General features: G+C 69.6%; 22 protein-coding genes and 1 pseudogene. 12 read left to right on the top strand and 11 right to left on the bottom strand.

The genetic code is table 11. The features are described from left to right. Positions 1-142: 142 nt before the first annotated feature. A complete protein-coding gene (locus ACFW6B_RS19175; protein ID WP_386597519.1) occupies positions 143-1651 on the top strand; it encodes a DMT family transporter in 1509 nt (502 codons plus the stop codon). Here the strand turns inward: ACFW6B_RS19175 and ACFW6B_RS19170 are convergent. Beyond that, positions 1641-2882, bottom strand: coding sequence for a transglycosylase family protein (locus ACFW6B_RS19170; RefSeq protein ID WP_386597518.1), 1242 nt, complete (start codon positions 2880-2882; stop codon positions 1641-1643). The genes ACFW6B_RS19175 and ACFW6B_RS19170 overlap by 11 nt on opposite strands. A 498-nt stretch (positions 2883-3380) precedes the next feature. Between ACFW6B_RS19170 and gndA the strand changes: the two genes are divergently transcribed. Further along, positions 3381-4820, top strand: coding sequence for an NADP-dependent phosphogluconate dehydrogenase (gene gndA, locus ACFW6B_RS19165; RefSeq protein ID WP_386597516.1), 1440 nt, complete (start codon positions 3381-3383; stop codon positions 4818-4820). A gap of 723 nt (positions 4821-5543) precedes the next feature. Here gndA and ACFW6B_RS19160 read toward each other — a convergent pair. Then, positions 5544-5888 (bottom strand): GNAT family N-acetyltransferase, encoded by a 345-nt coding sequence (locus ACFW6B_RS19160; RefSeq protein WP_386597514.1) that lies wholly within the window; start codon positions 5886-5888, stop codon positions 5544-5546. 68 nt (positions 5889-5956) lie between these two features. Then, complete coding sequence (gene panD / locus ACFW6B_RS19155) at positions 5957-6376, bottom strand: aspartate 1-decarboxylase (protein WP_386597512.1); 420 nt, start codon at positions 6374-6376, stop codon at positions 5957-5959. A gap of 257 nt (positions 6377-6633) precedes the next feature. On the opposite strand from panD, the gene ACFW6B_RS19150 reads away from it, so the two are divergent. The 3 genes from ACFW6B_RS19150 to ACFW6B_RS19140 all read left to right on the top strand — a co-directional run bounded on the left by ACFW6B_RS19150 (position 6634) and on the right by ACFW6B_RS19140 (position 10512). Beyond that, positions 6634-7122, top strand: a complete 489-nt coding sequence (locus ACFW6B_RS19150; RefSeq protein ID WP_386597510.1) for a hypothetical protein — start codon at positions 6634-6636, stop codon at positions 7120-7122. Between the two features lie 250 nt (positions 7123-7372). After that, a complete protein-coding gene (locus ACFW6B_RS19145; RefSeq protein WP_386597508.1) occupies positions 7373-8587 on the top strand; it encodes an IS630 family transposase in 1215 nt (404 codons plus the stop codon). 1103 nt (positions 8588-9690) lie between these two features. Next, positions 9691-10512, top strand: a complete 822-nt coding sequence (locus ACFW6B_RS19140; RefSeq protein ID WP_386597506.1) for a MerR family transcriptional regulator — start codon at positions 9691-9693, stop codon at positions 10510-10512. 51 nt (positions 10513-10563) lie between these two features. Here the strand turns inward: ACFW6B_RS19140 and ACFW6B_RS19135 are convergent. Further along, positions 10564-11414, bottom strand: a protein-coding gene (locus ACFW6B_RS19135; protein WP_386597649.1) for an IS5 family transposase whose coding sequence is annotated in 2 segments (ribosomal slippage) — positions 10564-11063 and positions 11063-11414 — 852 coding nt in all. Because the reading frame shifts where the segments join, the coding sequence is not laid out codon by codon here. Between the two features lie 116 nt (positions 11415-11530). Between ACFW6B_RS19135 and ACFW6B_RS19130 the strand changes: the two genes are divergently transcribed. From ACFW6B_RS19130 to ACFW6B_RS19115, 4 genes are all read left to right on the top strand, one after another. Next, positions 11531-11908, top strand: coding sequence for a hypothetical protein (locus tag ACFW6B_RS19130; RefSeq protein ID WP_386597504.1), 378 nt, complete (start codon positions 11531-11533; stop codon positions 11906-11908). An 83-nt stretch (positions 11909-11991) separates the two neighbouring features. Next, on the top strand, positions 11992-12408 hold the full coding sequence (locus ACFW6B_RS19125; protein WP_386597502.1) for a hypothetical protein: 417 nt from the start codon (positions 11992-11994) through the stop codon (positions 12406-12408). 393 nt (positions 12409-12801) lie between these two features. Then, on the top strand, positions 12802-13161 hold the full coding sequence (locus tag ACFW6B_RS19120; RefSeq protein WP_386597500.1) for a hypothetical protein: 360 nt from the start codon (positions 12802-12804) through the stop codon (positions 13159-13161). Between the two features lie 93 nt (positions 13162-13254). Continuing rightward, a complete protein-coding gene (locus ACFW6B_RS19115; protein ID WP_386597498.1) occupies positions 13255-13644 on the top strand; it encodes a hypothetical protein in 390 nt (129 codons plus the stop codon). 63 nt (positions 13645-13707) lie between these two features. On the opposite strand, the gene ACFW6B_RS19110 is transcribed toward ACFW6B_RS19115, so the two are convergent. Next, the gene (locus ACFW6B_RS19110; protein WP_386597496.1) at positions 13708-14094 is read right to left on the bottom strand and encodes a trypco2 family protein; all 387 of its coding nucleotides are present in this window, start codon (positions 14092-14094) and stop codon (positions 13708-13710) included. Between the two features lie 443 nt (positions 14095-14537). Here ACFW6B_RS19110 and ACFW6B_RS19105 point away from each other — a divergent pair, with 443 nt between their 5' ends. Further along, positions 14538-16160, top strand: a complete 1623-nt coding sequence (locus ACFW6B_RS19105; RefSeq protein WP_386597494.1) for a hypothetical protein — start codon at positions 14538-14540, stop codon at positions 16158-16160. Positions 16161-16253: 93 nt separating this feature from the next. Next, entirely contained in the window at positions 16254-16880 is a 627-nt protein-coding gene (locus ACFW6B_RS19100; protein ID WP_386597492.1) for a hypothetical protein, read from the top strand. Between the two features lie 565 nt (positions 16881-17445). On the opposite strand, the pseudogene ACFW6B_RS19095 reads toward ACFW6B_RS19100, so the two are convergent. Next, positions 17446-18104, bottom strand: a pseudogene (locus ACFW6B_RS19095) (nucleotidyl transferase AbiEii/AbiGii toxin family protein). Next, a complete protein-coding gene (locus ACFW6B_RS19090; protein WP_386597490.1) occupies positions 18101-18463 on the bottom strand; it encodes a hypothetical protein in 363 nt (120 codons plus the stop codon). Before ACFW6B_RS19090 ends, ACFW6B_RS19095 begins: the two are co-directional and overlap by 4 nt. An 808-nt stretch (positions 18464-19271) precedes the next feature. Here ACFW6B_RS19090 and ACFW6B_RS19085 point away from each other — a divergent pair. Next, positions 19272-19463 (top strand): hypothetical protein, encoded by a 192-nt coding sequence (locus tag ACFW6B_RS19085; RefSeq protein WP_386597488.1) that lies wholly within the window; start codon positions 19272-19274, stop codon positions 19461-19463. 66 nt (positions 19464-19529) lie between these two features. Here ACFW6B_RS19085 and ACFW6B_RS19080 read toward each other — a convergent pair whose 3' ends face one another. The 4 genes from ACFW6B_RS19080 to ACFW6B_RS19065 form a co-directional block, all read right to left on the bottom strand. After that, positions 19530-21140: a multicopper oxidase family protein gene (locus ACFW6B_RS19080; RefSeq protein ID WP_386597485.1), complete on the bottom strand. Its 1611-nt coding sequence runs from the start codon at positions 21138-21140 to the stop codon at positions 19530-19532. A gap of 95 nt (positions 21141-21235) precedes the next feature. After that, a complete protein-coding gene (locus tag ACFW6B_RS19075) occupies positions 21236-21724 on the bottom strand; it encodes a hypothetical protein (protein ID WP_386597483.1) in 489 nt (162 codons plus the stop codon). A 279-nt stretch (positions 21725-22003) separates the two neighbouring features. Continuing rightward, positions 22004-23425, bottom strand: a complete 1422-nt coding sequence (locus ACFW6B_RS19070) for an NADH-quinone oxidoreductase subunit N (protein ID WP_386597647.1) — start codon at positions 23423-23425, stop codon at positions 22004-22006. A 5-nt stretch (positions 23426-23430) separates the two neighbouring features. Then, entirely contained in the window at positions 23431-24939 is a 1509-nt protein-coding gene (locus tag ACFW6B_RS19065) for a NuoM family protein (RefSeq protein WP_386597481.1), read from the bottom strand. Position 24940 lies beyond the last annotated feature (1 nt).

The raw sequence follows: 24940 nt of genomic DNA, 5'->3' as shown, positions 1-24940 counted from the left end.
TTCGTACTCCATCGGCAGTAGGACCCATTGAGTGCTCAGGGACGACGACGAGAACTAATTCGCGCGGCATCGTTGTTTGCATGGAAGCCGACCGTTCGTCGCGCCGGGCCGCCGCTCCGCGCCGTACGCAGAGGAGGGACTCATGAGTGCCCTCGCTTTGTCCGTGGTGCTCTCGTTCGTCTCCGCCGTCGCGTACGCGGGCGGCGCGATCATCCAGGAGCAGGTCGCGACGACCTCTCCCGGCCAGACCTACGCGCCTCTGCGCAGGCCGGGCTGGTGGGCCGCCGTCGCGCTGACCGGCCTCGGCGGGCTCCTGCACGTGGTCGCCCTCGCCTTCGGCCCGCTGAGCCTCGTACAGCCGCTCGGCGCGCTGACCATCGTCTTCGCGCTTCCGATGGCGGCCCTGTTCGTCGGCCGCAGGGCCGGTGCCGCCGCCTGGCGCGGCGCGATCATGGCCACCGTGGGTCTCGCGGGTCTGCTGTCCCTGGTCGGCGCGGCGGACGCCCAGTCCCTGAGCAACGCCCAGCGCGTGGCGCTGGGCGTGGTGTCGGGCGGCGCGGTCGCGGCGCTGATGGCGGCGGGGCGCGCGGCGCACCGGCACCCGGCGGTGCGCAGTGTGCTGCTGGCGGTCGCGGCGGGCGTCGCCTTCAGCATGTCCTCCGTGTTCACCAAGACCGTCGCGGTCGACTGGTCGCGGCACGTCTCGCTCGCCGACCTGTCGAGCCTCGCGGCCATCGGCGCCTTCGCGACGGCCGGCATGCTGATCTCGCAGGCCTCCTACCGGGGCGCGGGACTGGAGGCCCCGCTGGCCACGCTGACGGTCGTGAACCCCGTCGTGGCGGCCGCCGTCGGCATCACGATGTTCGGCGAGACCTTCCGGTACGGCACCGTCGGCACCGTCCTCGCGCTGGGCTGCGGTGTCGTCGCGGCGGGCGGTCTGATCCTGCTCACGACCGAGCGGATCGGCAGCGGCGAGCGACCGGCGGCCGAGGCCCCGGATGCCGAGGTCCCGGCCCCCGTGACCGCGCCTCGGGCGGACGTGACCGCACCTCGGGCGGACGCGGACGCCGGACAGCGGACCGAGGAGGCGCGCCGGGCCACCACCGACGGCCCGGCTCCGGTGACCGGCACGGTCCCGGTGGCGGTCCCGTCCTCGGTGACCCTCGCGGCCCCGGTGGCCGTCGCGGCTGTGGCCGAGGCGCGGGTGCCCGGGTCGGCCGTGGCGCGGCCGCGTCTCACGGAACCCGCCGTCCCGGCCGTCGCCGGCCTCGGCACCCTCACGGCGGCCGAGGCGGCCGTGGCGGAGCTGCTGGCCGGGCTGCCCGACCCGGCCGAGGGCGCGGACGGACGCGTACCGGATGCACAGCCGGACGCCGGGGGCGCGGCACACGCTCCCCGGGCGGGCGCCAGGAGCGCTGCGGGGGACGCGCGGGCGGGTGTCGACGGTGTCTTCCCGCCGGTGCCGCGGCCCGCGATGCCGGGCGCGTTCGCACCGGCTCCGGTCAGGGCCGCCGTGCCGGCGATGGAGGTCATCGCCTCGCGGCGCCCGGCGGCCGGGGACGAGCTGCCGTACCTGACCGTCATGCTCGGTGTGCCCTACGCGCCCCTCCCGCTGTTCGTCAACCGCCACCGCACCCGGGTCAAATCCTGACGCCGCCCGCCCGGAGGTACGCCAACGGGTCGATGTCCGAACCGAAGCCGGGCCCGTTCCGCACCTCGAAGTGCAGATGCGGGCCCGTGCTGTTGCCCGTGGACCCCGAGCGGCCGATGCGCTGGCCGACCACCACGCTCTGCCCCGTCTTCACGGAGATCGCGGAGAGGTGGGCGTACTGCGTGTAACGGCCGTCGGCGTGCCGGATCACCACCTGGTAGCCGAACGATCCGCCCCAGCCCGAGTCGACCACGTGCCCGGAGGCGACCGCCGCGACGGACGTGCCGGTCGGGACGGGGAAGTCGACGCCCGTGTGATAGCCCTTCGACCAGGAGGAACCGGTGGCGTGGTAGGGCGTGCCGGTCGCCCCGCGGACCGGGGCCACCAGTGCGTGCGTCCCGGACCTGGCGGGGGTCGTCGTGTGCGAGGACGTCCTGCCCGAGGAGGCCTTCCCGGCCGGCGTCGTCTTCGGGGCCTTCTTCTCCGGGGCCTTCTTCGCCGGAGCCTTCTTCTCCGGCGTCCGGGGAGACGTCCTGGACGGGCTCTTCGCCGGCGCGTGCCGGGCGGGCGCGGGTGCCTGGGCCCTGCCGCCCAGGGCGAGCCGCTGGCCCGGCAGGATCAGGTCGGGGTCGGAGCCGACGGTCGCGCGGTTCGCGGCGTACAGTCCCTGCCAGCCGCCCCGGACGTGCCGGGAGTCGGCGATGCCGGAGAGCGTGTCGCCGTGCACCACCGTGTACGTCTCGGCGGTCCCGGCCCGCGACTGCGGTGTGGTCTGCGGCTGTACGTCCCGCACCGACCGCTGCTTCGCCGGCCGCGGCGCGGGCCCTTCCGGGGAGACGTCGGGGGCCGCGCCCCCTCCGGTCAGCCCCGCCCGGACCGAGCACACCGGCCACGCGCCGGGCCCCTGCCCCTTCAGCACCTTCTCGGCCACGGCTATCTGCTGGTCCTTCGTGGCCTGGTCCGCGCGCCGGGCGTAGGCCTGGCCGCCGTACGCCTCCCAGGTGGACCGGGTGAACTGCAGTCCGCCGTAGTAGCCGTTGCCGGTGTTGATGCTCCAGTTGCCGCTGGACTCGCAGGCGGCGACCTTGTTCCAGGTCCCGACGTCCGCGGCGTGGGCGGCCCCGGTCCCGACGAACGGGAGCGCGATCCCGGCGCCGCCCGCCGTGACGGTGAGTGAGGCGCGGTTGATCCTGTTCGGCTGGTACCGGCGGTGCCGGCCGCGTACGGCCATGAGGGAGCCCCCCTAGACATGCGTCAGGAGCGGCAAAAGTAAGCGTCGGGAACCGGCCGGGACAAGACGGCAACCGGTCGCTCCTGAAAGGCGGTTGACCGGATCCGGGGCCGTCCCCGGAACGGATGTCCTCCGCACGGCGGACGACCGGGCCGAGGCGGGAGCCGGGCGTGTCGCCCCCCGCTCCACGGCCCGCCGACGTCGGGTTCCCGCGGCCGGCGACGGGCGTCCGGCCCGTTCGCCGGGTCCGGCCGCGCGGGGGCGGGGAGCGCGTACGGGCCGCCCGGCACGCCCGCCGTCCGCGGCCCGCGCCGCGCGGACTGTCCGAAATCCGCCCTCGCGCCGCCGGGACGTTCCCCTGCGTGGACACCTGCGACACGTCAGGATGGCCTGGGGCAATACTGGCGAGCGGCACGGACGGACACGGCCGGCGACAGTGGTGCCGGGCCGCCTCCGCTTCGGCCGACGGACTTACCGCACTTCTTAGGAGCCAACCGAATGAGCACTTCAGCCCAGATCGGCGTCACGGGTCTCGCGGTCATGGGGCGCAACCTCGCCCGCAACTTCGCGCGCAACGGGTACGCGGTCGCCGTGCACAACCGCACGTCGGCGAAGACGAACGCGCTGGTGGAGGAGTTCGGCCACGAGGGCACGTTCGTGGCGGCCGAGACGGCCAAGGAGTTCGTGGCGGCGCTGGAGCGGCCCAGGCGTCTGGTGATCATGGTGAAGGCCGGTGAGCCGACGGACGCGGTGATCCAGGAGTTCGCCCCGCTCCTGGAGCCCGGCGACATGATCATCGACGGTGGCAACGCGCACTTCGCGGACACCCGGCGCCGTGAGCGGGCGCTGCGCGAGCAGGGCATCCACTTCGTCGGCACGGGCGTGTCCGGCGGCGAGGAGGGCGCGCTGAACGGGCCGAGCATCATGCCGGGCGGCTCGGTCGAGTCGTACTCCTCGCTCGGGCCGATGCTGGAGAAGATCTCCGCGAAGGCCGCCGACGGGTCGCCGTGCGTCACCCACGTGGGTCCCGACGGCGCCGGGCACTTCGTGAAGATGGTCCACAACGGCATCGAGTACGCCGACATGCAGCTCATCGGCGAGGCCTACCAGCTGCTCCGCGACGTCGCCGGGTACTCCCCCGCGCAGATCGCGGACATCTTCCGCACCTGGAACACCGGCCGGCTCGACTCGTACCTGATCGAGATCACCGCCGAGGTGCTGTCGCACGTGGACGCGGCGACGGGCGAGCCGTTCGTGGACGTCGTCCAGGACCGGGCCGAGCAGAAGGGCACGGGCCGCTGGACCGTGCAGATCGCGCTGGACCTGGGCGTGCCGGTGTCGGGCATCGCCGAGGCGGTGTTCGCCCGCTCGCTGTCCGGACACGCCGGCCTGCGCGAGGCCTCGCGCGACCTCGCCGGTCCGACGGCACAGCGGCTCGACGAGTCCGAGGCCGCGGCCTTCGCGGACCGGGTCGAGCAGGCGCTGTACGCGTCGAAGATCGTCTCGTACACGCAGGGGTTCCACGAGATCACCGCGGGCAGCGACGAGTACGACTGGAACATCGACCTCGGTTCCGTCGCCGCGATCTGGCGCGGCGGCTGCATCATCCGGGCGGCCTTCCTCGACCGCATCCGTGCCGCGTACGACGCCCGGCCCGACCTGCCGAGCCTGCTGTCGGACGCGACGTTCGCCCAGGAGATCGCGGCGGCCCAGGACGACTGGCGCGAGGTCCTCGTCTCCGCGACCCGCCAGGGCGTGCCCACCCCCGGCTTCTCGGCGGCCCTCGCCTACTACGACGCCCTGCGCGCCGAGCGCCTGCCGGCCGCGCTCACCCAGGGGCAGCGGGACTTCTTCGGAGCGCACACGTACCGCAGGACGGACCGCGAGGGGTCGTTCCACACGCTGTGGGGCGGTGACCGGTCGGAGGTCGAGGCATAGCCCCGCCGCTCCAGGGGGTGCGGATCGCCTGACGGCGACGCCACGGGCGACCCGCACCCGCGCGTCGTCGTCCGCGCCCCGGCCGAAGCCGTCACGTGTCCCGTTCCGGGAGCGTGACGGCTTCGGTGCGCTTCGAGGGGGGTGCGGCGACGGCTCCGGGCGCCGGAGACCTGGCCGGCCGGTCCGGCGCGCCCGTCAGGACAGCGGTCCCGGCCCGGGATCGGGTTCCGGCACCGGGTCGGGTCCCGGCGGCTTCGGGACCGGGGACGGGGGCGGTACGGGCCCGGGGGCGGGACCGGGGCCGCCCGGGTCGGGTACGGGGCTGGGCGCCGGCCCCGGCGCGGGACCGGGCGTCGGTCCCGGGGCGGGGTCGGGGCCGCCCGGATTCGGCACCGGGTCGGGGAAGGGGGACGGCCCCGGGGGCTCGGGACCCGGCCCGGGGGTGGGTGCCGGCGGCACAGGATCGGGATACGGCTGCGTCATGGCGGTCCTCCAGCCAGTTCGGTACGGCGGCCTCTGGACTTGTCTCCCGCGTACCCCGCCCCCGAGCCCCCACTCACCCCCTCGCACGCACAACGGCACCCAGACGGCCCGCCCGGAAGGGCACCGGCACGGACGGTCCGGTCCGGTCCGCGACGGCAGCCGTGATGGTGACTGTGGCCGTGGCCGTGAAGGTGGCCGTGGCCGTGAAGGTGGCCGTGGCCGTGAAGGTGGCCGTGGCCGTCAGAAGCGCCCGGGGTGTGCGTCGAGCCAGTCGATCGCGGCTTCCCGCAGCTCCGGGGCGGCCACGGGGGCCTCCTCCGGGTGCCGCGCGGCCCACTTCACGACGTACGGGCAGAGCGGCGCCACGGCGACGCCCTCGCGGGCGGCGATGCCGTACAGCTCGCGGGCGAGGGAGCCGGCTATGCCCCGGCCCTCGTGCTCCGGCGCCACGACGGTGTGCACCGGGACGAGGGCCCGCGCGGGCTCCTCCAGGACGAAGTACTCGATGCGCCCGGCCACTTGGCCCCCGGCGAACGCCTCGAGGCGGCCGGCCGGCCGGTCGTCGCGGATCTCGATGTCACTCACGGGCACTCCTCGGGTCCGGGGTACGGCGTCCTGGGTCCTGGGCTCCTGCGACGGCGTGGCGCCGTCGCTCAGACGGTGACGGCCTGCGGGCTGCGCTCCTGGTCCGAACCCGGAACCGGCTCGGACGGGTCGGCGCCGAGGGACACGATCCGGTTGTCACGGTCCACGTGCACGACCCGGGGCTTCAGGGCCCGCGCCTCGGCGTCGGAGACCTGGGCGTAACTGATGATGATCACCAGGTCACCGGGGTGCACGAGATGGGCGGCGGCTCCGTTGATCCCGACGACACCCGACCCGCGCTCCCCCTCGATGACGTACGTCTCCAGGCGGGCGCCGTTGGTGATGTCGACGATGTGGACGAGCTCACCGGGCAGCAGGTCGGCGGCGTCGAGCAGATCGGCGTCGATGGTGACGGATCCGACGTAGTGCAGGTCGGCCTGGGTGACCGTGGCACGGTGGATCTTGGACTTGAACATGGTGCGCAGCATGTTGGACTCCTGAAAGACGGCTCCCTGCCCGCTTTCTGCAGGTCAAGGGCGGCCCACACTGTACATCGACACGCCCTGAACTCGAAGACTTTCAGGAACATCGTGTACCGCTGCGGCCGGGCGCCCCACCTGCTCATTTCTACGCCGGCCAGGCCACCGCGAAGCCACCGACCAGGCGCACACCCAAAGAACAGCATGGGACTGATACTGAGTGGACGCTGACTTACCTGACGCCCCATCAATCATGTCGAGGATCGATGGCATTCGGCCCGCTCGGAGGCGGTTCGATCGAACGCACGGCGGCCGCGCTCCGGTCCGGGGGATTCACGGGCCTCGAAGAGGCGTTGCGGGTCTTGTACGTAGACCGGCAGCACAGCATCGAGGACACGGCGAGCACCCTCGCCACCGGCAGGAACAGGCTGCGGCGGCTGCTGGCCGAGTACGGCATCCCGGTCCGCCCGAGTGGACAGAACTCCGCCGCCGGGCGGCACGCACGCGTACATCTCAACGACAGGGCCACCGCCGAACGCGTCGGCGCCCCGGACATCAGGACGGGGCTGCGCGAGCGGGCTGCCGAGGGCACCACCTTGCGGGAGCTGGCGGCATCGACCGGCCGCAGCATCCCGTGGGTGGCGGCCCGGATCGGCACCCGGTCCACGCAGGATCGCCGCGCGATCGGTGACCGCACCATGCGCGAGGCCATGAAGGCCGCCAGCCCCGCCGCTGAACCGTTCCGGGTTCGGTAGGGACTCCGGAGTGCCTCGAACGTCCGCATGCGGCCACCACCCGGTCCACCAACCCCGGTGGATACACCCAGGTCAACAGACCAAAACCCGATAAGTCAGACGCACTCGCAGCCACCCAAACCACCCCCGGGACCCACTGCCAATCAGCCTACGCCCACGGCAAAAGCAACGGCATTGCCTCTAGAGATCTTTAACGGTGCGGGTTACGTCGGGGCGTGACGGCTGTGGTGGGCCGCGCTATGCCGGGAGAGTGAGGTATCCCGATGGCGGTGGATTGACGGCCGAGGAACGGGCTCGGCGTGAGCAGGTCCGGCTCGCAGCCGCTGACCTGTTCGAAGCCGGGGCCAGTGACCGGGAGGTGGCCCGGCGGTTCCGGGTGACGCGGATGTCGGCGAACCGCTGGCGGCGGGCCTTGGCTGTCGGCGGGCGGCAGGCTCTGGTGTCCAAGGGACCCGGCGGTGCCCGCTGCAATCTCGACGCGGGCCAACTACGCGCGTTGGAGGCGGTGTTGGATGCCGGCCCGTCCTCTTCCGGCTGGAGTGACCAGTGCTGGACTCTGGCGAGGATCGCCGAGGTCGTGCGCCGCCGGTTCGGTGTCGAGTACACCCTGGCCGGGATGGACCTGCTGCTGCACCGCATCGGCTGGAGCGTACAGGTCCCGTCCCGCAAGACGACCGAGCGCGACGAGGCGAAGATCGCCGCCTGGAAGGACGAGCAGTGGCCCGTCATAAAAAAGACGGCGGCGGACCTGGGCGCCTGGCTCTGCTTCGAGGACGAAGCCGGCCAGGGGCTGAGGCCGCCCAAGGGCCGAACCTGGGGCCGCCGAGGCCACACGCCCGTCGTGCGGGTCACCGCCGCGGGCACCAAACGGGTCTCGATGGCGGCGCTGATCTGCACCAAGTCCGGCCACCGGTCCCGGCTGATCTACCGCATCCACCTCGACCGTGGTCCCGGCAAAGGCCGGCGCAAGGGCTTCACCGAAACCGACTACGTCCGCCTGCTCGACGCCGCACACCAGCAACTCGGCGGCCCGATCGTCCCGGTCTGGGACAATCTGAACACGCACGTCAGCCGCACTATGCGGGAGCTGGTCGATGCCCGATTATGGCTGACTGTCTACCAACTCCCGCCTTACACACCTGAGTTCAACCCGGTCGAGGGCGTGTGGTCGCACCTGAAACGGTCCCTGGCCAACCTCACCAAACACAGCCTCGACCAGCTCACCGCGCTGGTGAAGACCCGGCTCAAACGGATGCAGTACCGACCTGGCCTCATCGACGGCTACATCGCCAAGACCGGACTCAACGGCACTGCATCGGATCGTGCCGAACACCGTTCGCGGGAGAGCGTCCTTCGTCAGCCGCTGCCTCTATGCTCCGGTCATGAAGTGGATGTGGGCGGGCATCGCGTTCAACGCGGTGGGCATATTCGTCATCGATTGGGGCGTGGCGGGAGCGATTGCTGACGGATGTGCCCCCTCGCTGCGGGGCGGCTGTGCAGTCCCAGAGGGCGGCGGCTGGCACTTCGCCGCATTCTTCGTTCCACCATGGCTGCTAGCGATTCCTGCCAAATTGGGTCTGTACGCCCACGATTGGCGTCCCACCCTGGGCTACTCGGTCGGCGCTCTCCTCGGTTGCGTGGCGACCTTCTCCACAGGTGCATCGCTGGGGTACTGGGTCCTGACCCTTACTCTTCTCGCCTTCGGGACAGTGACGCCTTGGGCCACACGGCGATACAGTCTCGCCGCACAGCAGAAGGCCCGCAACATTGCCCGGCAGCAAGAGGAACATCGATCCGCGAGGCAACGGCGGGCCGAGCGGAGGCAACAGCGACGGCGATAGCCAGCGGCCATCCCCACCATCACCCTGCACGCCACACAGTCTGATCCAGACCAAACAGCCCATCGACTCCTGTCAACATCGGTAACCCCAGCCGTTAAATGTCTCTAGAGGTTGCTGACAGTTGGCGCAGCAAAAGACGGCCATACGGTCATTCCCCTCGCCTCCGACGCTCCCTGAGACGAGTCGACCGGTCAACGGTCAGCACTCAACCCCGTCCACAAGCTCGCCGCGCACCAGACCGTTGTCCCCGGGCGGCGGGTGAACCCGGGCATCGCGAAGGCCGCCGACTTCCGCTGCAGCGGGTCAACGTCGGCCTACTCGATTTCAGCCAATCAATCACCTGGAAAGCATGTCCTTCACATTCAACTCAGGTCCGATCTGCAAGTCTTGAGCGTTGTTTTCCTTCGGTGAGGGCCAGTTGACGGGCAGGCCGGTACAGCTACATACGGGAGGGCGGTGTCGAGGTGCGGCCTGTCAGGGACTTCCTCGTCGACAGCCCACCAGGCCAGCCCAAGCGCCCTACCTGTAGGGCGAATTCAAGCCAATGTGATGCGTGACACCATTGACCTAAGAGGATGTCTCACGTGGCGATGTCTCGTCACGGACGGCTCACTTGCGGGCGCCCCCGTGTAACTGCGTCGATGAGGCCCGGAGTTTTCGCTGTCCCCCGGCCGCCAAGTAGCTTCTTGACCCTCACACCGTGTCAGGCGGTCAGCTCGGAGACATCATGTTCACCATCGGAGACTTCGCCCGGCATGGCCGCGTCTCGGTCCGGATGCTGCGTCACTACGACGCGACCGGACTGCTGCGCCCGGCTCACGTCGACCCCGCCAGCAGCTATCGCTACTACACCGCTACCCAGCTCGCCCGCCTCAACCGGATCATCGCGCTCAAGGACCTCGGATTCACTCTCCAGCAGGTCCAGGACATCGTGGACGAGAAGGTCAGCATCGAGGAACTGCGCGGCATGCTGCGGCTGCGGCGGGCTGAACTGGAGACCGCAATGGCTGCCGCGGGAGCACGGCTGATCCAGGTCGAGGCGAGGCTTCGAGCGATCGAGAGTGAGGGGCACATGCCCACGAACGACGTTGTCATCAAGAGCGTCCCTGCCGTCCGGGTGGCGGAGCTGACGGCAACCGCCGCGAGTTTCGAGCCCGAGGACATCGGCCCGGTCATCGGGCCGCTCTACGACGAGTTGTTCCGGTGCCTGGGCTTGGCGGGTATCACCCCCACGGGCCCGGGCGTCGCGTACTACGAGGACGCCCCGGAGGGCGAAGGCAGGATCAGCGTCCACGCCGGCGTCCAGGTCTCCGCCCCTCTCCAGGACGGCACCTTCCGGATCCTCGACCTGCCGTCCCTCGACCAGACAGCGACCATCGTGCACCGCGGTTCGATGGACACCGTGCTCCCCACCGCCCAGGCCCTGGCCCGCTGGATCGACGCCAACGACTACCAGTCGACCGGATACCCCCGCGAGATCAACCTGGAGTGCCCGGAAAATCGTGACGACTGGGTGACGGAACTGCAGGCACCGGTGACCCGGGCCTGATCAATCGCGCCCCGGCCTGGCCAGTGATCCCGTTCGGGCAGCGGGAGACCGCTACGGTCTCCCGCTGCCCGACTTCAGTCTTGAGAGCTTCTTGTAGCAGGTCAGAGCGGCAGCGAGGCCGAGGAAGGCGAGGAAGGCGAGGAAGTGTGAGCCGGTTCGCTCGTATCGGACGGTGAGACGGCGGAAACCGAACAGCCAGGCGATCGTCCGCTCGATCTTCCAACGGTGCCGGCCGAGCCGTTCGCCCGATTCGATCCCCGGGCGCGCGATGCGCGGGATGAGCCCGCGTTCGCTTAGCCAGGCGAGGTGGTCGGCGGAGAAGTACGCCTTATCCGCGCGAAGCTTGCCGGGACGGCGCCGACGCGGTCCGCGGCGGGAGCGGACCGCCGGAATGCCACGGATCAGCGGCTTGAACGCCTGGCTGTCGTGCAGGTTCGCCCCAGACACCGCAACGGCCAGCGGGATGCCCTGGGCGTCGGACAGGACGTGCAGTTTGCTGCCCTTCTTGCCGCGATCAACCGGATTCGGCCCGGTCAGGGTGCCCCCCTTTTCGCCCGGACCGAGGCGGCGTCAATGATTGCCGAGGTCCAGTCGACCTCGCCCCTGGCGCCGAGTTCGTCCAGCACCGCCCGGTGAAGCCGGCGCCACAGGCCCGCCTCGGTCCACGCAGTGAACCGGCGATGTACCGTCGCGGGAGACGTACCGAACGTCGGCGGCAGATGCCGCCAGGCGCAACCGCTGGTCAGTACGTACACCACGGCTGTGAACACGGCCCGCTCATCACACGGAGCGGTCCCACCACCTTGCGGACGAGCAGTGAAGGACGGCAGCAACGGGGCGACCAGTTCCCAGAGTTCGTCAGGAACCAGCCGCTGCGACAGATCAGCACCCACGACCAGCATCATGCCGCACAGACTTCCCACCACGCGAGACAGCCTCTTACTACAAGACAATGGTGACCCTTGGTCCCACCTTTGGCGCAGTAGTCGCGTCCAGGGCCTGGGGCAAGCAGGGGCTCGTGACCGTCTACCGGGTGGAAGGCGCGGGCAATCAGAGGATCAAGGTCCTCGACGGCGGGTTCGTGACGCTGAAGAACGCCAAGAAGCCGGTGTTCCTGAACTTCGGTGTGAAAAAACGTGCGGATGATTTCCTGGAGAAGCGCCTCTCGCAAGGATTCTCCGACTCCAAAATCAAATCATTCGATGTGGACGCGGAGTTCGTCGACTGGCTTCGCGTGAACTCCGTTCCTGAATCCATGGCCAAGGACTTCCCTGGGGCGCCGTTGAAGGTCGACACCACAAAGGCCGTCGATCAATACATGCTGCGCCCGCAACACATGAGCGCCTTCTTTGATAGCATGCTTCAAGGAACTGGACGGGAATTCGGACCGAACTAGGCCTGGCAATAGTGTGCGACCCCGCAGTTTTCTGCTGCGGGGTCGCACACTATGTAGGCCGTATTCAATTGTGGAGCAAGGGTATGATCGTGGAAATCCATGTGACGGGTCGAGCCGCAGACGTCACCGCACTCGGTGAGGCTCTGGCGCTGGCCCTTCGCGTCGAGGCCGAAGGCGTCGAGGCGCTGCCAGAATGGCTTCGCCGGGAATTCACTCTGCCGTCCACTCCTGAAGAGAAGTCCAGGTGGCTCGACCAGTGGCGGAAAGAGTCGACTGAAGGGCAAGCGCGCATGGAGAAGGAGCGGGGTTGGGATATGCCCGGTTGGCTCTACTGGATATCTGGGGAGAGCGGCCTGTGGACGGTGGAGACTCTGGTCCGAAGGGATGACGAAACGCTTGCTATCTCCCTGAACGCGGCCGACTGGCCCATCCCCGTGGCCGCGCTCGAATGGCTGGCCGAAAAGGCGGGGGTGGCGCTTGACGAGGTCGGTCCCCGCTGACCCACACCCCTTCGACGGGGAGACGGCCTTTTGTCTCCCCGTCGAGCATCGAAACTGTCAAACGAGTGGCTCTGGCTCACTTCCAGCGGTAACGGAGTGTCATGCCTCTGAAGGTGGTCCCCGAATGCCTCCGCCGCAACTTGGGGGCGTTACCAGCTTTCGGAGCTACGTCTGGAAGTTGCAGCCGAGATGCCCCAGTGGTGCAAATCACGATTTGACCAGCAGCTACTACTCTGCGAACCCGAACTCACTCAGAGTCCCCGGAAAGAGGGTTCCGATCGTCAAGAGCGCCAAGGACATCCAGGTGGCGAAGAGCCTCGTCAGCGCCATCGATGACGCTCTGGCCGGAAAGTACACTGGCGCGTCCAACTATCCGGGTCTGGGGAACTGCTGATGAGAGACGACATCCGCTTGCTGGAGGAACTCGTCGCCGCCGTCCCCGAGTTCGGCGAGCTCTACGAGATCCACGTCGAGAACAACGGCAAGCCACTGCCGCACGTCTTCTTCGGTCTCGACGTAACACCGGCCGTCGTCGACTCCTACCTCGGCAAGGCCCCAGAGGCGCCTGACTGGCGCGCCACGCTGGAGTTCCTGGAGCGGCAACTGGGACGCGGGATCCCCGACGTCACCGAAGTGATCGTGACGTCGTTCCTGTACCAACTGCCCTACAAGCACGAACCGGGATACGGAGTTATCGAACACCTCGGCCCGCTGCTGTCCGCGAAGTACCGCGAGCTGCGGCCCTCGCGCTGACTCGCACGACCTGTGACGACTGTGTTCCCGGGGTCCCGCGTGAATTCCTCGAATTCCGCGGGGCCCCCGGGCCTACCAAGGACTGGAAAAGCAATGAGTGACCTGCACAACGTCGTGATGCCCCGTCAGGTGCGCGCGGCCCAACGGCTGCTGTTCGGGCTGGCGTTCGCCGGGCTGATAGTCATCCTTGCGCTCTGGGGCAGCCTGACGTCCTACGGCTTGGGCGACCTGATGGCGCCGTGGACCCTGGTCTGGGTGTGCGCGCTGCTCGCCCTGAAGTACGGCGGCAGCGCGCGGGGCGGGATCCGGATCACGACCATCGTGGTGATGGTGTTTGTGGTCCTGCCGTCGTTCAGTAAGGCACTGGGCGCGGCGGGGCCCGCGGAGTTCACGGACGCCGCGCTGCGGATCGTGCTCGGGCTGCCCGTGATCGTCCTGTTGTTCCTGCCGGAGACTACGGCCTGGTTCGACCGAGAGAAGTGACGAAGGCCGTCCAGGCAGCGGGGCCGACCGGGTTCGGGCCTTGACCCCGGAGTTTGAACACGCCTATGCGGCTTGGGTCAGGGTAGTTGTTGTTCGCGAGAGATCGTTCTCGTAAGCGATCGGCAATTGCCGACCGAGGTGGGAGTGCCGGCGTCGGGTGTTGTATCGGATCAGCCGGCGGAAGGCGTCGAGTCGCGCTTCACGCTCGTTCAACCAGCCTTTGCGGCCTTCCCGGCACTTGGCCCCACCGCCCGACAGAACGCAGAACCAGGCACCTCCGGTGATCTCGCTGCCGCTCAACAGAGCCACCTGGAACTCCAGTTCCACCGCCCGACTTCGAAGGCAGGCCCCTTCGGGCGCCACCCGCCGGGCCGTGTCGAGTTGTTTACGCAACGACCCTATGGCCTGAGCGAGTTCGACGAGGTTCTCGGCGGGGTCTCGGTCGGACATGTCATCCCCCTGCCGCACTGCGCCAGTCAGCCCCATCGTCACCCACCGGAAGCACCCCGTCACATTGACCCGCACGGTCCGTCAGGACGTGCCGCCGGTATGCGTGGAACCGACGAGGCGGGAGAGCGGATGAGTGAGCGTACCGTGGCGGCGTACCAGCGGGTGCGTCCTCGGCACCAGTGCCGACTGATGGCCGTGCCGGACAGCGGCGGTCGTGTCGTGGGCTTGGCCAGGTGTCCCGAGGTGGCAGGGGCGCAGGCTGATCATCAGCGGTTGCTGCGCCGCTCCCCCGTCGGTGGTGAGGCATTCCGCACCGCGGCTGACGCTCCATCTGCCCGAAGGCGCAGGGCAGGTGTACCCGATCGCCTCTTGTGGCGCACGCTCCGGGGAGCGTAGACAGATATGCATCTGTGCGTCCGTTGACTCCATGGGAGGCCAGGTCCATGCGTGCACATGAGCCCGCCAAAGCTCAGGCCGCTTCGCCGCAGGCTCCCCGGAGCGCAGACAGGCCGTCCGGCCGGGCACTGGGCGCCGCGCCGCTGGGGCCGGGCGCGCTGACACCTGCCGGGTTTCTCGCACTGCAGCGCAGCGTGGGCAACGCGGCGGTACCCCGGCTGCTGCAGCAGCTCGGGCTCGCGCCGACGGACAGTGGCGGCGACCAGGGGACCGCGCACGAGCACGAGGCCGTGGGCGGCCATCGGACGGACGCACCGGCACCGGTGCCGCCCGCCCGGAGCCCCGCCCCTGTTCCGGCGTCCGCACAGGCCCCGATCGTGCAGCGGGCCACGGAGACCGACGGCACCATGACGTTCGAAACCCCGGCGTACACGACCGACCAAGGCCGCGCGGGACGAGTGAGTGTGAACAACATCCGGGGAACCGCCCTGGGGGCGGCCGCGAATTCACCCACTCCCGGGACCAAGCCCATCGGCTGGGACCAGCTCTACAACCACGGCCATACGCTCTCGAACCCGAACCCGAACAATTCCCACTACAACGCCGTGAAAATGCATCTGATGAACGGAAGGCTGGGCGGGCCGGGAAACAATACGAACAACCTCGCGCCGGGCCCGGCCACGGTCAACAGTTCGATGTCGGCCGGCCCGGAAACCGCTGCGAAGCAAGCCGTGAACAGCGGCCACTGGATTTGGCTCGAAACCGCCGTCGCCTATCAGACGAACACGGTCAACGCAAGCGACTTCACCTCGGTCATACCCAACATCATGACCATGAGCTGGGGCCTCATGACGAACGCATCGCCAACGGACTTCACTCGCGGCGCAGCCCAGCCGCCCGCCTGGAGCGTGGCGATCAACCAGCCCGCCGGTGCGCTGACCGCCGGCCAGCAGGCCGCGTACCAGGCGCTCGCGACCACGGCCCAGCTCGATGCCGTGCTGCGCAACCCGGTGAACGGGGCATTGCTGGTCAGCGGCCAGGAATTGGCCCAGGCGTACGCGCTCGTCACGCCGACGCTGCAGAAGCACATGGTCATCAACTACCACGACATCTATCTCGGCATGGATGAAACGACTGCTGCCGCGACCCTGATGACGCTCACGCCTGCCGAAGGGTATGCCCTCGCCAGGGCACTTGTTCCCACCGGGGACCCGTCCCTCATCGCCGAGCTGGTACTGGAACCGCTCTACAGCGCTGCCGGGCAGGCAACTCTTCAGAATATCTTCACGCTGTTCCCCACGGCGGATCAGGTTGCGCTGGCCGTACGGCGAAGCGGGGAGATCCTGCCCTATATCGGGGCCCTCGGGGTGACCTTGGCCCAGACGAATCGAACCGTCTTCAACCTGTATGACGATGCCACCACGGACACCATTCTCGGTGTCCTCACGGGAACGCAGATCGACAATCTGCTCAACGGTTCCCACGGCTGGTACGACCTCATCTCGGAATGGTGTGACCGCAGCCTTGGGGGTCCGGCCACGGCAGACCAGCGCGAGGCGTTCCTGCAACCAAGGCTCTCCGGCCGGATGATGAGCACCTACGACAGAGAGGTCCTGCGCTGGCAGCGTCGGGACGAGGAACCGAGGAAGAGAAAGAGCGCCCGGAAATAACAGATGCCGGGCCGCGGGGAGGCGCGACCGCCCGGAAGGGGCCGTGGTTCCTGGTCGGCGTGTCGCAAAGAGCCGTTGTGCGGGAGGTATGTCGTGGTCGAAGGCTATCGGCGGCGGGTGCGGGCCATGGTGAGCGGGTTGCGGGAGCATCCCGGGATCGAGGTGCTGCAGGTCAGGATCGCCGAACCGGCACCAGCCGAGGTGCTCGCGCACCTGGCCCGGGTGTATGCGGGCGGGCTGCCCGCCCCTCTGGCCGACTTCTACGGGGAACTGGACGGGTTCTTCGTCGACTGGGTGCAGACTTCCGCCCCCGACAGGCCGGGTGCCGAGCCCGCCAGCGGCAGGATCAACGTGCGTCCGGCAGCCGAGGTGTTCGGGCCGGGGCCGGGCCGACAGTTCCTGGACGAGGACGTGCGCTTCCGGCCGGTGCGTCCCTTCGACATCTTCACCTCGGAGGCCTGCGGGGCGTTCCTGCAGGGTCCGGACATGGCAGTGGCCGACGAACTCCACCTGCACGTCTTCGGGGAGGGCACCGAGTCCACCGGGCACACCGCTGAGGCCTACCTGGACCGTGCCATCGCCTCACGGGGCCTGTGGATGTGGGTGGGATCCCTGTGCCCGTCGATGCAGGACTCGCGGGAGGTCGCCGATTTCCGCCACGTGATGCCCCAGCTGTTCGACGACTACGACGACGCGTTGTTCCACCCCGGCCCACGCTGAGCCGACCGGGCCGGTCTCGGTGCCGGGAGTTCGCTGCGGCGATCACAGCCCCGCTCTCGGCGATGACACAGAGGGCGAAGGCACCGGCCAGGGTGCACTCGCCCGGAGGATCCCTCTCCCGCACCCGGCGACCGCGCCACCGCGCACATTGCCGGGACGGTCCGCCGGCCGACAGCGCCGCCCGCACCACCATAGGGCCGGATCCGTGCGGGAGGGGGCGGGGCCCGGTGTCCCCGCCGAGGGCAGGCCCACGCTGATCCTCCGGTCCGGCGGCCGACAGCCCCGGGGCGGTTCAAGTCAATGGATCCAGCCGGAAGCCTTCCGACTGATTCTTCGAGCCGGCCGTTACCGAGTTCTACCGTCGGGACCCGGACTGGACATGGGAGCGGGATGCGGTGTTTGACCGTTACCGCGGCCCGGTTTCGCCGTGAGTCCACTGCGGGGTACCTCTCGGCTGCCGTGCAGGCAGCCACCCACCGTGGACGGCTCCGGGTTGGAACCTGCCGGCTGCACCGCAGCCTCTCGTTGCAACCGCGGTAGAGGGGATGGACGCGATGACCGCCTCTCAGGTGTTCTCGTCATGGATCCGCGCACCCAGATCCTCCGCCCACTCCAGCGCCCACGCCTTGAGTTCTTCGATCTGCCGGGAGGTGAGTCCGTACGCGGTGTAGTCCTCGTCCTCGTACCAGTCCACGCCGATCAGCCGGTCCCGGAGGTCTTCGAGGCTGAACTCGTCGTGGGCACGACGGCGGCCGAGGTTTTCGAGGTCGGCGGTGGAACGGTGGCGGGAGGCGGCCTGGACGTCGATGAGGTCGCGGACGGTGCCGCGGTCGGCGAGGGCACAAACCTTGGTGCCGATCACGTCGTCGAGGGAAAGAACGGGCCCGTAGGGGGTCTGGGCGGGCGGAGCCCAGAACGCCTCCTTGAGGACGTCGACCTCGCACTCCTCACCGGTGTCCGGATCGGTGACGAGGAACCGGCCGCTGAGCGGATCGGTCCGGACGTGCATGGTCCGCCATCCGCGCGCGCCGAGGCCCGCTGTGAGTGAGGCGACGATCTCCTGCATCGGAGCGGGGTTCTCGGTGGCGACGTCGAGGTCACGGCTGAAGCGTTCGACCAGGCCGTGGGCCTGCACGGCGTATCCGCCGGTGAGGACCAGAGGGCAGGGGAGCCGAGGTCGAGGATGTCGGCGAGGAGACGCTCGTGGAGCGGAGTGAGCTTCACGCGGCGGTCGCGCCGGCCAAAGCGGTGCGGAGCAGCTCGGGGAAGGCGTCCTCCCAGACCTCGCGGACGTAGGGACTGATCAAGCGTCGCAGCACGGGCCACTGCTCGGTGAGCAGCCGGTGGTGCAGGAGGGCCACCAGGTCCTCACCCAGTCCCTCGGCGAGGACGGTCCGGTAGAGCGTCATGCGGGACTTCGGACGATCCAGGCTGTAGCTCGTCCGCCCGGACCAGACGATGTGGAGCGGCAGGTCCACGTCGCCCTCGACGGGGCCGGCCAGCTCCTGCAAACGCTCGGGCAGTCGGCTGCGGTAGCGGTCCCGCAGCACCTCGGCACGGGGGGCGGTGGTCGTCGCGTCCATGCATCCAGTATCGCTGCCGGGAGGCGGCGGCACGGCGGATACGGGGGTCCCCGTCGTACGTACGGGTCGGGCACCGCCCGCCCTTCCCCCGGACATCTCACCCAGGAGGCACGCTCAGCACGTCATCGCCCACCCACGCAGGCCCCCGCCACGGCGGCCGCCAGGTCAGCGAGCCGGGACGCCTTCAAGCCCGATGCTGACCATTTGCTGACCCGAGTCACCTTACAAGGCTTCTGACCTGCACAAACGCCCAGATTCTAGATCTTGGACTTGAACATGGCACGAAGCACGAGGAAGCTCCCGAATTTTCTGCTCCCTGCCCGCTTTTTGCAGGTCAAGGGCGGCCCACACTGTACATCGACACGCCTTCGGCCCGAAGGCTTCCAGAAACATCGTGTGTTGCTGCGCCCAGGCACCCCGCCTGCGCATTTCTGCGCCGACCAGGCCGCCGCAAAACCACCGACCAGGCGCACACGCAAAGAACGGCATGGGACTGATGCCGAGCAAATGTCGACTTGCCCGACTGCCCATCAATCATGTCGATGATATTCGGCCTACAGGTCGTTCTTGGATGATTCGTGAAGCTTCACATGTCACAGGTGGATACTCGCGCCTCTCACGTGTCGGGTTCCCGTACAGAGCGGCGGGAGTGATCGCCGATATCAACTCTACTTGGAACAACAAAGACTTCACGGGATGAGGCAGGCAATACAGGCTTCCCTCGCGCCCCGTCAATCGCGCCAACCCCTAAAGTCCCCCAAGGGCCGCTCCGCCACGGGAACTTGCCGGAATGAAACAGGCCCTACTGGTGAAAACGGCCTCTGACGGCGACGCCATCCGGCAGAAGGCGGGCGCCGTCCCGGGCGGACAGCCGCGGGCTCTGACCGCCGTCGACTCGAACCGCGTCTTGGCCGCCGCGCAGAACGGCGTGTACAAGTCCCGCGCCGGCGGCAGGACTTCCGCCGAACGGCTGCCCGTGTCCACCGGCGAAGGGCGCTGAACGCTCCTCGCCTCCCCGGTACGGGGGCCGGCCCGCCGGACCGGCCCCCGTACCGGGCACGGACGATCAGCTCTGGTAGGCGACCAGCGCCATCATTCCGACCTCTCCGTGGTACGCGTTGTGGCAGTGCAGCATCCACTGGCCGGGGTTGTCGGCGTCGAAGAGGACGGACAGCCTCTTCTTGGGCAGGACGATGGCGGTGTCCTTGCGCGGCCCGGCGTCGCCGAGCTGGTAGGTGTGGCCGTGCAGGTGCATCGGGTGCCACATCTCGGTGGTGTTGACGAAGTCCAGCCGTACTCGCCGGCCTTCCTCGATCGTGAGCGGGTTCGCGGTCGGGTCGGCCATGTCGAAGGGCTTGCCGTTGATGGCCCAGTCGTACTTGCCCATGCCACCGGTCAGCTCGACCCGGTGGACCTGGTCCACCTTCTTGGAGGGCAGGCGGACGTCGTCAGCCGCTCGCAGCCGGGACGCCGTCAGGATCCTGCCGCTCAGTTCCCTGGGGCGGACGGTTTCCTTCGGTGCGCTGCCGGGTGCTGTACGCACCAGGGCCATGCCTGCGGCGTCCTTGCCCTCGGCCAGCGCGACGAGCGGGAAGACGCCGTCGCCGAGGGTGACGAGAACGTCGTACCGCTCCCCCATGCCGATCAGCAGGGCGTCGACCTCCTGGTCCTCGACGGGGAAGCCGTCGGTGTGGGTGACGGTCAGCTTGTGGCCGCCGAGCGCCAGTCGGTACGCCGTGTCGCCGCCCGCGTTGATGATGCGCAGCCGCAGCCGTCGGCCGGGCTTGCCGTGGTAGACGGCGGGGTCGGCGGGAACACGGCCGTTGACCAGGTGGTGCGGGTACTTCACGTCGCCGGCGTCGCCTCCGAGCAGCTCGCTCCCGGCGCCCGTCAGCATGAACTTCATCGGCATCCCACCGGATGTGGGAGAGGCGGAGGAGGGCGAGGGGTCCTCCCCCATGTCCATACCGCCCATGTCATCCATGTCGTGGCCCGCGTGACCGTTGGAGCCGGAGTCGCCGCCCATGTCCATGCCGCCCATGCCGTGGCGCAGCTCGGCGAGGACCTCGTCGGGGGTGCCGGTGACTCCGTCGACCCAGTCGTCCAGGACGACGACCCATTCGTCGTCGTAGGACAGCGGTTCCTCGGGGTCCTCGACGATCAGCGGCGCGTACAGGCCCCGGTCGAGCTGGACGCCGACGTGGGGGTGGAAGAAGTACGTGCCGGGGGCGTCGGTGATGAAGCGGTACGTGAAGTTGGCGCCCGCCCGTACGGTCTGCTGCGTCACCGGGGGCACGCCGTCCATGTCGTTGCGCATGGCGATGCCGTGCCAGTGGATGGACGTCGCGGTCTTGTCCGGCAGCTGGTTGGAGAGTTCGGCGGCCAGGGTGTCACCGGCGGACAGGCGGATCTCCCTGCCGGGGGCCCGGCCGTCGAAGGCCCAGCTCCTGGCCATGATCCCGCCGCCCAGGTCGAGCACGGCGGGCGCGGCGGTCAGGGTCACCTCGTGCGTCCTGCCGGTGCCCTTCCGCTTCTTCTCTGCTGCGGCGACCGCGGAGCCGGAAGGGGCGACCAGGGCGGGTGTCGCGCTGGAGCCGCCGCTGCAGGCGGCGAGCGCGCCGGCGCTCGCGACGCCGAGCCCGGCGAGCAGGACGGAGCGGCGGTCGATGCTGTTCATGGGTGTCCTCGATCTCAGTGTGCGCATACGGAAGGCGGCGTGCCGGTACGGCTCCTCGGCGCGGCGAAGGCGGCGAAGAAGCCGTGGGGCACGGCCTAAATGCGCAGCTGAGAGAGAGCGGACAGGTCCGGGGGCGCCCGGTCCACGGTCCCGGTGCCCTTGGGCCCGGTGGGGACGGCTCCGTACGCGGCGAGACCCACCCGCGTCGAGGTCTGCGACGGTGATGCGAGCTTCACGGCCTCGAGGCTCGCGACCGAGCAGTACTGCATGGCCGTACCGGAGCAGGCCGGCCCATGGGAAATGCTCATGGCCGGCGCGACGGCTGCCGTCGGCCCTGCGGCCCGCCCGGCATCGCTTCCGTGCCCGTGCCCGGACATGACCGTCCCCGGTGCGGCGTGACTGCCCGTCATCACCGTGCCGGGTGTCATCACGTGCACGGCGGACGCATCGGTCGCGGTGGCAGGCGTCTCGTGGTGAACCAGTACGGCAAGCGCCGTGAGCAGGACGATGACGGCGGCTCGCGCCCAGCGGACGGTGCCGCGCGAGGCGCGGGTCCACAGGGCCCAGGCTCCTGGTGCTGTCATCACTTCCTCTGAATTCCCGGCGAGACGACTGTCGGCCAGTATACCCCGAGGGGGTAAGCTGCACTCCCGGAGCGGCGGCACGCGCGCCCTCCGCCAACGACGGCCCTGGCGCCTCACGCCTGAGGGACGGACACCCCGCCAGGTGCGCTACGGCGCTCGTGCTGCGCCTGCTGTTTTCGCCGTCCGTACGCCGTGACACCCCTCGGCTTGTACACCGCAAGGACCCGTGCTCGGCCGATCCTCCGCCGGTACTCGGCCGCGGCGACGTCGGCCTGGCTGTCAGCGCGCGAGCGGTCCGTCCAGCATGTCCAGAACGAATCCTCCGAGCAGCCCGAGAACGACGGACCCGGTGGCCGCCCCATAGGCGACGGCGGCAGCCGATCTCGACGTCGTACCCGGATCGCCCCCGGGTCCGCCCGTGAGGAACGCCGGGGCGATCCAGCGCAGGTAGTAGAAGAGGGAGGCGACCGTGTTGACGGCCGCGACGACCGCGAGCCATGCGTAGCCGCCGTCGAAGGCCGCGCTGAAGGCTTCCAGCTTGCCGAAGAAGACGGCGGTCGGAGGCGTGCCCACCAGGCCCAGCAGGCAGACGACGAGCGAGGCGAGCAGGGCCGGGTGCGTCCGCGCCAGTCCGCGGTAGTCGTCGATGGTGTGGGCGTCGGGGAGTGCGCAGACGACGGCGAAGGCTCCGAGGTTGGTCACCGCGTACGCGGTGAGGTAGTACAGCAGCGCCTCCTGGCCGAGGTCGGTGCGTCCGGCGACGGCCACCGGGAGCAGGAGGTAGCCGACCTGACTGATGGTGGAGTAGGCGAGGAGCCGCTTGACGTCCTGCTGGAAGAAGGCCGCCAGGTTGCCCAGCGTCATCGAGGCGACCGAGAGCACGGTCACCAGGTCGGCCCAGGGCAAGCCGGCGTCGGCGAGTGGCACGGCGGCGAGCCGGTAGAACGCGGCCAGGGCACCGATCTTGGGGATGGTGGTGAGGAAGGCCGCGACGGGCGCGGGGCTTCCCTGGACGGCGTCCGGCACCCAGAAGTGTCCGGGAACGCCTCCGGCCTTGAACAGGACACCGGCGAGCAGGGCGAGCGTGCCGGCCGCCACCAGCCCCGTCGGCGCCTCGGCGAGTTCGGTGCGCAGCAGGGGATACGCCGTGACTCGCCCGGCAGCCAGCAGGACGGTGATGCCGGCGAGCATCAGGACCCCGAGGAGCGCGCCGACGGCGTAGTACTTCAGTGCTGCCTCGGTGCCGGGGCCGTCCTTGCGGAATCCGGCGAGCGCGTAGGCGGGCACGCTGGCCAGCAGGTAACCGGCGGCGAGGAGGAGCAGGTCCTGGGCTCCGGCCATCATCAGGGCACCGGCGGAGGCGAGCTGGAGCAGGACGTAGAACTCCGTCTCGCGCGAGTGGGCGTGCAGGCGGGGCATGGCAAGCGCGAGGACCAGCAAGGTCGCGCCGAGGATGACGATCCTGCTGGTGGCCGTGAGCGTGTCCAGGGCGAAGGACTCGCCGAAGGCCGTCTCGACGGGGTTGGCCGCGGCGATCGCGGCGGCCACGACCCCCGCGGTGCAGGCCGCGACCGCCAAGGCTCCGATCAGCCACTGTCGGCGGCGCGGCAGCCACGCCCCGAGCAGCAGACCGATCACGGCCGAGGCCGCGAGCAGCACCTCGGGGAGGAGGTCGAGGGGATTCTCGTTCGTCCCGGTCATCTCGTTCATCGCGCGAGCAGCTCCAGCACGGTGCGCGAGGCGGGTTCGATGACGTCGAGGACGAACCGGGGAGTCAGGCCCAGGACGACTCCCAGGACCAGCAGCGGAATGATCGCGAGCCCTTCGTGGAGGCGGATGTCCGGGAACGGCCGGTCGGCGCCCGGCGCGGCGACCGGCAGCCGCGACGGCCCGAGGAAGACCTGCTGGAAGGCGCGCAGGAACAGGCCGGCGGTCAGCAGGATCCCGAGTACGGCCAGTGCGGTGGCCACCGGCTCGGGGCCCAGGCTGCCGGTGAGGATCTGGAACTCGGCGATGAATCCGGAGAAGCCCGGCAGCCCCAGCGAGGCGAACGCGGCGACGCCGGTCAGCGCGGCGAAGACGGGTGCCCGTCCCGCGATCCCGGAGTACGCGGACATCTCGTACGTGCGCCCCCGCTCGTAGAGCACGCCGGACAGCAGGAACAGGGCGCCGGTCAGCAGCCCGTGACTGACCATCTGGAAGACCGAACCGGTGACCGCCAGGCGGCGGGCCGCGTCCTGGTCCCCGTCGACGGCCCCGGCCGCGCCGATCGCCAGGATGACGTAACCCATGTGGTTGACGGAGGTGTACGCGACCATCCGTTTGAAGTCGGTCTGGGCGAGGGCGACCAGCGCGCCGTAGAGCACCGAGACCACACCGACGATCACGAAGACGAGGGCGTGGTCGCGCCAGGCGTCGGGCAGGACGGGCATGGCGATGCGCAGGAACCCGTAGGTGCCCATCTTCAGGAGCACTCCGGCGAGGATCGCCGACCCGGCGGCCGGGGCGTCGGTGTGGGCGGGCGGCAGCCAGGTGTGGAAGGGCACGGTGGGGGTCTTCACCGCCAGTCCGACGGAGATCGCGAGGAGGACGAGGGCTCCGTACGTCGACCGCCCGGCCAGCGGGTCGGCGTCCGTCAGCTCGACGATGTCGAAGGTGCGGGGATCGGCCGCCAGGTACAGGCCGATGAAGCCGAGCAGCAGGGCGAGGGAACCGATGAAGGTGTAGAGGAAGAACTTCAGCGCGGCGCGGGCGGCGTTCCCGTGTCCCCATCCGGCGATGACGAAGTACATCGCCACGATGGACAGGTCGAAGAACACGAAGAACAGGATCAGATCGAGGGCGACGAAAAGGCCGAGGCAGGTGGTCTGCAGGAAGAGGAACAGGGCCGCGAGCTCCCTGGGCCGCCGGGTCTCGCGCCACGCGTACGCGGCGCAGGCGGGGAAGAGCACGCACGTGACGGCCACCAGCGGCAGGGACAGGCCGTCGACTCCGACGTGATAGCTGATGCCCGCGCTGGGGATCCAGCGGGCCCGGGTCTCGTACTGCATTCCCCCGCCGGGCTCGTAGCCCGCCCAGACGGTCACCGTCAGGGCCAGCTCGGCCGCGGCGGTCGCCGCCCAGGCCGTCAGGAACACGGTTCGGGGCGCGCCGCGTGGCACGCACAGCAGGAGGACCGCCATGGCGGTCGGGAGCAGGACGATGGCCGTGAGCACG

The sequence above is a fragment of the Streptomyces sp. NPDC058751 genome (assembly GCF_042746485.1).
GTDB lineage: Bacteria > Actinomycetota > Actinomycetes > Streptomycetales > Streptomycetaceae > Streptomyces.
The sequence above is the reverse complement of the archived record's forward strand: the minus strand, read 5'-3'. Positions and strand labels throughout refer to the sequence as shown.